We start from the raw sequence: 7,622 nt of genomic DNA, 5'->3' as shown, positions 1-7,622 counted from the left end.
TGTGGGGGGTTTTTCTTCCGTTCGGAGGGGGGGGGGGGGGGTGGGGGGCTCCCCCCCCCCCCCCCCGCCTGCTGTCGTCAGGAGAGCGACGCGCCGAGCCCTCTCGGTGCCGGAAGTGCCGCGGCACCGATCAGGCCGGCGTCGGGGCCCAGGGCGGCGCGGTGGATGGGCGGGGGTGCCGGCCGGCTGCGGGTGGTGTGGGCGTACGTCTCGCGCAGGGCGGCGTGCAGCGGCCCGTCACCGGCGCCGAGGCCGCCGCCGAGGACGATCGCCGAGGGGTCGAGGACCCGGACGAGGTGACCGAGCACGGTGCCCAGCGCCTGTCCGGCGGTGACCAGGACGCGGGCCGCGGCCGAATCACCGGACAGGGCGAGGGCGGTGACCTCCCGGGCGCCCGGTACGGGGGAGCCGCCGCAGGCGGTGCGGCGTGCGCCGATACCCCGACCGGAGCAGTACTGCTCGAGGTTTCCGCGCCAGTCCCGGTCCACGGAGGCCGGGACCTCCCACTCCCCCAGGGCGATGGCCTCCCCGCGCCGTCCGGCGACGGGCCTCCCGTCGAGAACGACGGTGGAGGACAGTCCCGTGCCCAGGGACACGTAGAGGAAGTCGGGCAGGCCGCGGCCGACGCCGTGCCGTGCTTCGCCGAGGGCCCCGCAGCGCACGTCGGAGCCGACGGCCACCGGCAGGCCGGGCGCGGCCACGGCGGCCAGAACGGCGGCCGGCTGCACGTCCCAGGCCAGTACCTCACGGCTGGTCAACTCGCCGTCGGCGTCGACGTATTCGGGGAATCCGGCGCCCAGTGCGGTCACCGTGACGCCCAGCCGGGCGGCGTCGTCGAGGAGGGCGCGGGCCGCCCGCGCGGTGCCGGTCAGGCCGGGATCGCGCAGCCCTCCCCCGGCGGCGGTGGCGGTGGGCAGTTCACGGCGGTGCAGCAGGGTGCCGTCGGCGGTGACGAGACCGGCGGCGATCTTGGTGCCGCCGACGTCCAGGGCCGCGACGGCGGTCCGGCCGGACGGTTCCCCGGCGGGCGCCGGGATCGAGCTCGTGTTCACGGGAGTTGGCCTTCGCCTGGGGTGCGGTGGGTTCAGTCGGAGCTGCGGTGCAGGGTGGCTTCGAGGCGGTACGCGTCGCCGCGGTACACGGCCCGGCCGAGCAGTACCGGGGTGTCGGTCTGGTCGTAGGTGACCTCCTCGCCGACCAGGACCGGGGTGCCCGGCGGCACCCGCAGCAGCTCCGCCTCCAAGGGCTGGGCGCCGTCGGCGCGCGCGGTGTACGTGCTGTGCATGACGCGCACCCCGGCTCTGGCCTCCAGTTCGGCGAAGAGCGAACGGTCCGTCAGGTCGACGTCCTCCAGCGCCTGGGCACGGGAGCGCACCAGCACCGTGGTGTCCAGGCACACCGGTACGTCGTCCAGGCCGCGCACCCGGACGACCTCCAGCACCTCGGCGGCGGGTGCGATGCGCAGCCGGGCCGACTCCTCGTAGCCGGCCGGCCGGACCTCGCGGCGCAGCACCCGTGCGGTGGCGGTCAGGCCGCGGTCGCGGGCGATGTCGGTGAAGCTCTTCAGCACGCTGGGCGGTTCGCTGACCACGTCGGTGGCGACGAACCAGCCGCGCTGCGGTGAGGAGTGCACCCGACCCTCGGTCTCCAGCAGGGCCAGGGCCTGGCGCAGGCTGCTGCGGCTGACGCCGACGCGCTGGGCCAGGGCGCGTTCCCCGGGCAGTTGACTGCCCGGGGCCCATACCCGGCGGTCCAGCAGCTGCCCGAGTGCGCGGCGGGCGAGCTGGACGGCCGGGCCCGCGGTCGCGGTCGCGGTCGCCGCGAGTGCGGGGGCGGGGGCGGGGGCGGGGGCGGGGGCGGGGACGGAGGGTGAGGCCGATGCGTCATGCGTGGTCACGGTCATGGACCGTACCAGAGCAACCAGTTCATGGACCAGATAAAAATCTGGTCCAAACACTGGACTGACTGGACTGAAGTGCGCCATGATCCCACCACGCCGACCTTCGGAAGTTCCTCTTCCGTTCACCGGCGAGTGCCCGTCTGCCGATGTACGGCGCCACGGCCGGCCCCTGCCTCCAACAGGCCGCAGGGCCCCACCCGATGACACGCGCCGACACCGCCATGCGTGACACCACCCACCCGCGACCCGCGACAGCACACCGCGCCGCACCCGAGCCGAGGGAGCCTCGATGCCGTCACATCCACCGGTCCGTCTCGCCGTCATAGGCGCAGGAACGATTTCTCAGTCGGTCCACCTCCCCGCCGTCCAGCGCCTGGGCGCGCTGTTCCAGACCGCCGTCGTGTGCGATCTGTCCCCCTCCCGTGCGGCGGCGGTGGCCGCCCGCTGTGGCGTCGGCGTACGGGCCACGCACCGCTATGAGAGCGTGCTGGCCGACGACACCGTCGACGCCGTACTGCTGGCCACCCCCGGCACCCACGCGCAGGCCGCACGCGCCGCGCTGGAGGCCGGAAAGCACGTCCTCGCCGAGAAGCCGCTGTGCCTGACCGTGGCCGAGGCCGAGGAACTGGGCGCGCTCGCCGAGGCCAAGGGCCTGGTGCTCCAGGTCGGCTACATGAAGATGTACGACCCGCTCACCGAGGTCGCCGCGGCCGAGCTGGCCGCGCTGGACACCCCGCGCACGGTCCGGGTCACCGTGCTGCACCCCGCCGACGAACCCCAGGTGGAGCATCTGCGGCTGGACCCGCCGGCCGACGACGCGGACACCTCGGTGATCGCCGAGTCGCTCGCCTACGAGGACGCACGCACCCTCGACGCCCTCGGCGAGGTGCCCGCCGAACTGGCCCGCTACTACCGCGACGTGCTCAACGGCTCGGTGATCCACGAGCTCTCCGTCCTGCGCGCGCTCGGCTTCACCCTGCCCACCGCCTTCGACACCGCCGAGCTGTGGCCGTGGCCGGTCGAGGGCGAACCGCCGTGCCTGCTGGCCACCGCGCCGCTCGGGGACGGTGCCCGGCTGGTGCTCAACTGGAACTGGCTCCCGGACCACCCCGAGTACGGCGAGGAGATCGCCGTACTCGCCCGCGACGGCCGGCTCCGCCTGGACATGGCCGCGCCCTACCTGGTGGACGTGCGCTCCACGCTCCGGGTGGAACGCGCCGAGGGCGCGGTGCGCCGCGACACCACCGCACGCCACGGCTACGACACCGGGTTCGTCCGCCAGCTGGAGGAGTTCGCCGCGGCGGTCCACGGCGAGACGAAGGTCCGCTCCGGTGCCGCCGGGGCGGCCGAGGACGTGCGCTGCCTCCAGGCCCTGGTCGCCACGCTCGCCGCGCAGGCCGGCGTCGAGATCGGCGGCGAGGCCGCGCACGGGGGTGCCGCGTGACCGGCCGCACCACGAACCCCGGCGCCGGTGACGCGCTGCCCGACGGGATCCTGATCGGCAACGCGCCGGTGAGCTACGGCGTGTACGGCGAGGGCGCGGGCGGCCCCGGTTCCTCTCCCGGCGCCCTGCTCGCCTCCATGGCCGAGGCCGGCTACCAGGGCAGCGAACTCGGCCCGCCCGGCTTCTTCGGCACGCCCGAGCAGGCCGCCGCGCTCTTCACCGAGCACCGGCTGGCCGCCGTCGGCGCCTACATCCCCGTGCACTACGCGCTCGGCGACGACGTCGTGGAGCACGACCTGGCCCGGATGGAACAGACCTGCCGTGAACTGGCCGCGTGCGCCGAGGCGGCGGGCACCCCCGCCGACCAGGCCCCGCTGGCCATCCTCGCCGACGAGGGCAGCGAGACCCTGCTGCACCACCCCGCCCGATCCTGGGACGACCGCTCGCTGGCCCTTGACGAGGCCGGCTGGGAACGCCTGGCCCGGCTGTCCGAGCGGGCGGTCGCGATGGCCCGCTCCTACGGACTGCGCCCCTCCTTCCACCCGCACATCAGCACCTTCGTGGAGTCGCCCTGGGAGGTCGAGCGGCTGCTGGAGCTGACCGAGGTCGGCCTCACCCTCGACATCGCGCACCTCCAGCTGGCCGGCGGCGACCCCGTGGCGTGCCTGCGGGCCTGGCGCGAGCGGATCAACCACGTGCACGTCAAGGACGTACGCATGGCGGTGCTCGCCGAGGCCAAGGCCTCCGGCCGCACCGACTTCGACGAGTGGTGGGCCGACGTCTGTGTGCCCTTCGGCGCGGGCGATGTCGACATCGACGCCTTCCTGTCCGAGCTGCTGCGCGGCGGTTACCGCGGCTGGCTGCTCGTGGAGCAGGACCGGGCGCCGACGCCGGCCGATCAATATCCGCAGGTCGCCGCCGAGCAGGCGGCCAACCACGCCTGGCTGGCCGCGAAGGTGGCCGCCCACTCCTGATCACCCCGGTGCCCGGGGCGCACGGCCCGCCGGCCGTGCCTCCCGGCGCCGTTCCCGGTCCGCCCGTGCGCGGACCCGAAGTGGAGCAAGGATGAAGAAGCTGCGATGGACCGGGGCCGCGGGGGTCGCCCTGGCCGGGCTGCTGGTCTCCGGGTGCGGTGTCCCCGGAGCCGGTGGCACCACCGCCTCGTCCGGCGTCACCGGACCCCGGATCACCCAGCCGGTGACCGTGCAGGAGGTGGCCAAGTCCGGCCCCACCACGCTGCGCGTACTCGCCGACTCGGGCGAGGACGCCACGCTCAAGGCGCTCGTGCCGATGTACGAGAAGAAGTACCCGGGCGTCAAGGTCGACGTCGTCACCAAGGGCTTCGACGACCTGATGAAGACCGTCGTCAACTCGATGTCCGGCACCGACGCGCCCGACCTCGTGCAGGGCAACCAGGGCTACGGAACCGACGGCCCACTGGTCAAGGCCGGACTGATCCGCCCGCTGGACGACGTGATGCGCGCCTACGGCTGGGAGAACACCTTCACCGACGGCGCCCTCAAGCAGTACCGCTGGACCCCCGACGGCACCGTCTTCGGCTCCGGCAGCCTCTACGGGATCTCACCGGCCACCGAGTACGTCGGAGTGTTCTACAACACTGACAAACTGGCCAAACTGGGCATCAAGCCGCCCACGACCTACGCCGAGTTCACCGCCGCGCTGGCCCGTGCCAAGGCCGCCGGAGAGCAGCCCATCATGCTGGGCAACGCCGAGAAGTACCCCGCCAGCCAGGTCATCGGCCTGGTCCAGGCGCAGAACGTGGCCAGCCGCGACATCCGCTCCTGGATCAGCGGAGTCCCCGGCTCCACCATCGCCGACAAGGGCACCGAGGCCGCGGCCGGCACCGTGCAGGACTGGGCGAAGCGCGGCTGGTTCGGCAAGGGCTACGACGGCATCAGCTCCGACGACGCGGTCGCCAAGTTCAGCCACGGCCAGGGCGTCTTCCTGGTCGCCGGCTCCTGGAACGCGCCCGCCCTCCAGCAGAGCATGAACGGCCATGTCGGCTTCACCCTGCCCACCCGGCCCGACGGCACCCGCGCCACGGTCGGCTCGCTCGGCCTGGGCTGGCACATCAGCTCCAAGACCCAGCACCTGCCCGCCGCGGTCGCCTTCCTCGACATGCTGATGAGCAATGGGTTCGCGCAGACCCTCGCGGACGTCGGCCGCACCCCGGTCACCGGCCAGGGCACCGTCAAGGCCGACAGCAAGGTCGTCGACCAGGTCAACGGCATCGGGCTCAAACTGCTCGCCGACGACGGGCAGAACTTCTACCTCGACTGGGCCTCCACCACGATGCTCGACACCATCGGCTCCAAGACCCAGGACCTGCTGGCCGGCCGTATCTCACCCCACGGCTTCACCGAGGGCCTGCAGAACAACTGGCAGGCCTTCCAGGACCAGCAGCGCCAGGACGCGGCAGCCGCCGGAGGCACCCCGTGACCGCGGCCCCGCTCTCCGGACGGGCCACCGCCACCGAGCCCGCACCCTCCACCCAGGACCGCACCGGCCAGGAACCCCAGGATCAGCGGCGACGGCACGGCCTGCGCGCCTGGGCCGGACGCCAGTACTGGCCCGCCGTCTGGTACCTGCTGCCCGCCGCCGTCTTCTACACGCTGTTCGTGCTGCGGCCGCTCGGCCAGACCGCCTGGATATCGCTGTTCCGCTGGGACGGCCTCACCGAGGGCCGCTGGGTGGGCCTCGGCAACTACCGCGCCCTGCTGTCCGACACCCGCATCCCCGCCGCGATCGGCCACTCGCTGGAGTTCGTGGTCTTCTACGCGCTGCTGCCGGTCGCCCTCGGCCTGTTCCTCGCCGCCCTGATGTCCCGCATCCGGATCCACGGACTGAGCTTCTTCCGCGCGGTGCTGTTCCTGCCGCAGATCCTGGCCACCGTCGTGGTCGCCGTCTCCTGGCGGTGGATCTACGACATCGACGGGCCGCTGAACGCCGCCCTGCGCGCCGTCGGCCTCGGCTCCCTGGCCCGCGCCTGGCTGGGCGACTACCACACCGCCCTGCCCTCGGTCGGCCTGGTCGGCACCTGGGTGATGTACGGGCTGTGCATGGTGCTCTTCCTGGCCGGCACCCAGAAGATCCCCACCGAGCTGTACGAGTCCGCCCGCATCGACGGCTGCGGCGCGATCCGCGAGTTCTTCACCGTCACCCTGCCCGCGCTGCGCGGCGAGATGTCCATCGCCCTGGTCCTCACCATCACCTACGCCCTGCGCAACTTCGACCTGGTGTGGAACACCACCACGGGCGGCCCCGGCACCTCCACCACCGTGCCCAGCGTCTTCATCTACCAGGGTGCCTTCCTCACCCACGAGGTGGGCGGCGCCGCCGCGATCAGCGTCTGCCTGACCGCCGTGGTGCTGGTGGTGACCGGGGTCGTCATGCGCCTGGTGCGCGGAAAGGAGGGCTGACGGATGCTCACCAGCCGCCGCCAGACCGTCATCGGACACGCCGTCCTGGTGGTCGCCGCCATCGCCGCCCTGTACCCCTTCCTGTCCGTGGTGCTCCTTGCGCTCAGCAAGCCCGGCACCCGGCAGAGCGGCTTCACCCTGCCCACCTCGATCAGCTTCGCCAACTTCTCCCAGGCCTGGACCCGGGGACTGTTCTCCCAGGCCCTGCTCTCCAGCCTGATCGTGGCCGCCGCCGTGGTGGTGGGCACCATCGTCCTCGCCGTGCTGGCCGGTTACGCCTTCGCGGCCTTCCCCTTCCCGCTCAAGGGAGTGCTCCTCGGACTGCTCCTTGTCGGTCTGGTGATGCCCTACGAGGCCACCGTGATCCCGCTCTACTACCAGCTGCGCGCCTGGCACCTCACCAACACCTACTGGGCGCTGATCCTGCCGCAGATCGGCCTGTCCCTGCCCTTCGCGGTCTTCTGGATGCGCACCTTCTTCGTCTCCACCCCGCCGGCACTGCGCGAGGCGGCCTCCGTCGACGGCGCCTCCAGGTTCCGCACCCTGCGGTCCATCCTGCTGCCGATGGCCGTACCCGCCATCGGCACCCTCGCCACCCTGCTCTTCCTCTTCGCGTGGAACGAGTTCCTGCTGGCGCTGGTCCTCGTCCCGGACGACCGCAGCGTGCAGACCGCACCGCTGGCCCTGTCGTTCTTCGCGGGCAACCGGCGCAACAGCGACCCGGGCGTCACGGCGGCCGCCGCCGTCATCGTCGCCCTGCCCGTACTCATCTGCTACATCGCCCTCCAGCGCCGCATGATCAGCGGCATGCTGGCGGGCGCCGTAAAGGAGTGACCCC

At 72.8% G+C, this 7,622-nt stretch carries 7 protein-coding genes; 5 read left to right on the top strand and 2 right to left on the bottom strand.

Annotated elements, in window-relative coordinates; translation table 11 throughout:
• Positions 1-77: 77 nt before the first annotated feature.
• Together ACTYVM_RS28825 and ACTYVM_RS28820 are read right to left on the bottom strand one after the other, a co-directional pair.
• Positions 78-1,052, bottom strand: coding sequence for an ROK family protein (locus tag ACTYVM_RS28825; RefSeq protein WP_445528764.1), 975 nt, complete (start codon positions 1,050-1,052; stop codon positions 78-80).
• Positions 1,053-1,084: 32 nt separating this feature from the next.
• The gene (locus tag ACTYVM_RS28820) at positions 1,085-1,897 is read right to left on the bottom strand and encodes a GntR family transcriptional regulator (protein WP_445528763.1); all 813 of its coding nucleotides are present in this window, start codon (positions 1,895-1,897) and stop codon (positions 1,085-1,087) included.
• Positions 1,898-2,189: 292 nt separating this feature from the next.
• On the opposite strand from ACTYVM_RS28820, the gene ACTYVM_RS28815 reads away from it, so the two are divergent.
• The 5 genes from ACTYVM_RS28815 to ACTYVM_RS28795 all read left to right on the top strand — a co-directional run bounded on the left by ACTYVM_RS28815 (position 2,190) and on the right by ACTYVM_RS28795 (position 7,618).
• The gene (locus ACTYVM_RS28815) at positions 2,190-3,344 is read left to right on the top strand and encodes a Gfo/Idh/MocA family protein (protein WP_445528762.1); all 1,155 of its coding nucleotides are present in this window, start codon (positions 2,190-2,192) and stop codon (positions 3,342-3,344) included.
• Positions 3,341-4,318: a sugar phosphate isomerase/epimerase family protein gene (locus ACTYVM_RS28810; RefSeq protein WP_445528761.1), complete on the top strand. Its 978-nt coding sequence runs from the start codon at positions 3,341-3,343 to the stop codon at positions 4,316-4,318. Before ACTYVM_RS28815 ends, ACTYVM_RS28810 begins: the two co-directional genes overlap by 4 nt.
• Before the next feature lie 91 nt (positions 4,319-4,409).
• Positions 4,410-5,804 carry an ABC transporter substrate-binding protein gene (locus ACTYVM_RS28805; RefSeq protein ID WP_445528760.1) on the top strand — a complete coding sequence of 465 codons (1,395 nt, stop codon included), beginning with the start codon at positions 4,410-4,412 and terminating at the stop codon, positions 5,802-5,804.
• Positions 5,801-6,784, top strand: coding sequence for a carbohydrate ABC transporter permease (locus tag ACTYVM_RS28800; protein ID WP_445528759.1), 984 nt, complete (start codon positions 5,801-5,803; stop codon positions 6,782-6,784). Before ACTYVM_RS28805 ends, ACTYVM_RS28800 begins: the two co-directional genes overlap by 4 nt.
• Before the next feature lie 3 nt (positions 6,785-6,787).
• On the top strand, positions 6,788-7,618 hold the full coding sequence (locus ACTYVM_RS28795) for a carbohydrate ABC transporter permease (protein WP_445528758.1): 831 nt from the start codon (positions 6,788-6,790) through the stop codon (positions 7,616-7,618).
• Positions 7,619-7,622: the final 4 nt, after the last annotated feature.

The sequence above is a fragment of the Streptomyces cyslabdanicus genome (assembly GCF_052663305.1).
The sequence above is the reverse complement of the archived record's forward strand: the minus strand, read 5'-3'. Positions and strand labels throughout refer to the sequence as shown.

Coding starts and splice junctions, on each gene's coding strand:
- ACTYVM_RS28815 (WP_445528762.1), top strand. CDS start 2,190: ATGCCGTCACATCCACCGGTCCGTCTCGCCGTCATAGGCGCAGGAACG.
- ACTYVM_RS28805 (WP_445528760.1), top strand. CDS start 4,410: ATGAAGAAGCTGCGATGGACCGGGGCCGCGGGGGTCGCCCTGGCCGGG.
- ACTYVM_RS28795 (WP_445528758.1), top strand. CDS start 6,788: ATGCTCACCAGCCGCCGCCAGACCGTCATCGGACACGCCGTCCTGGTG.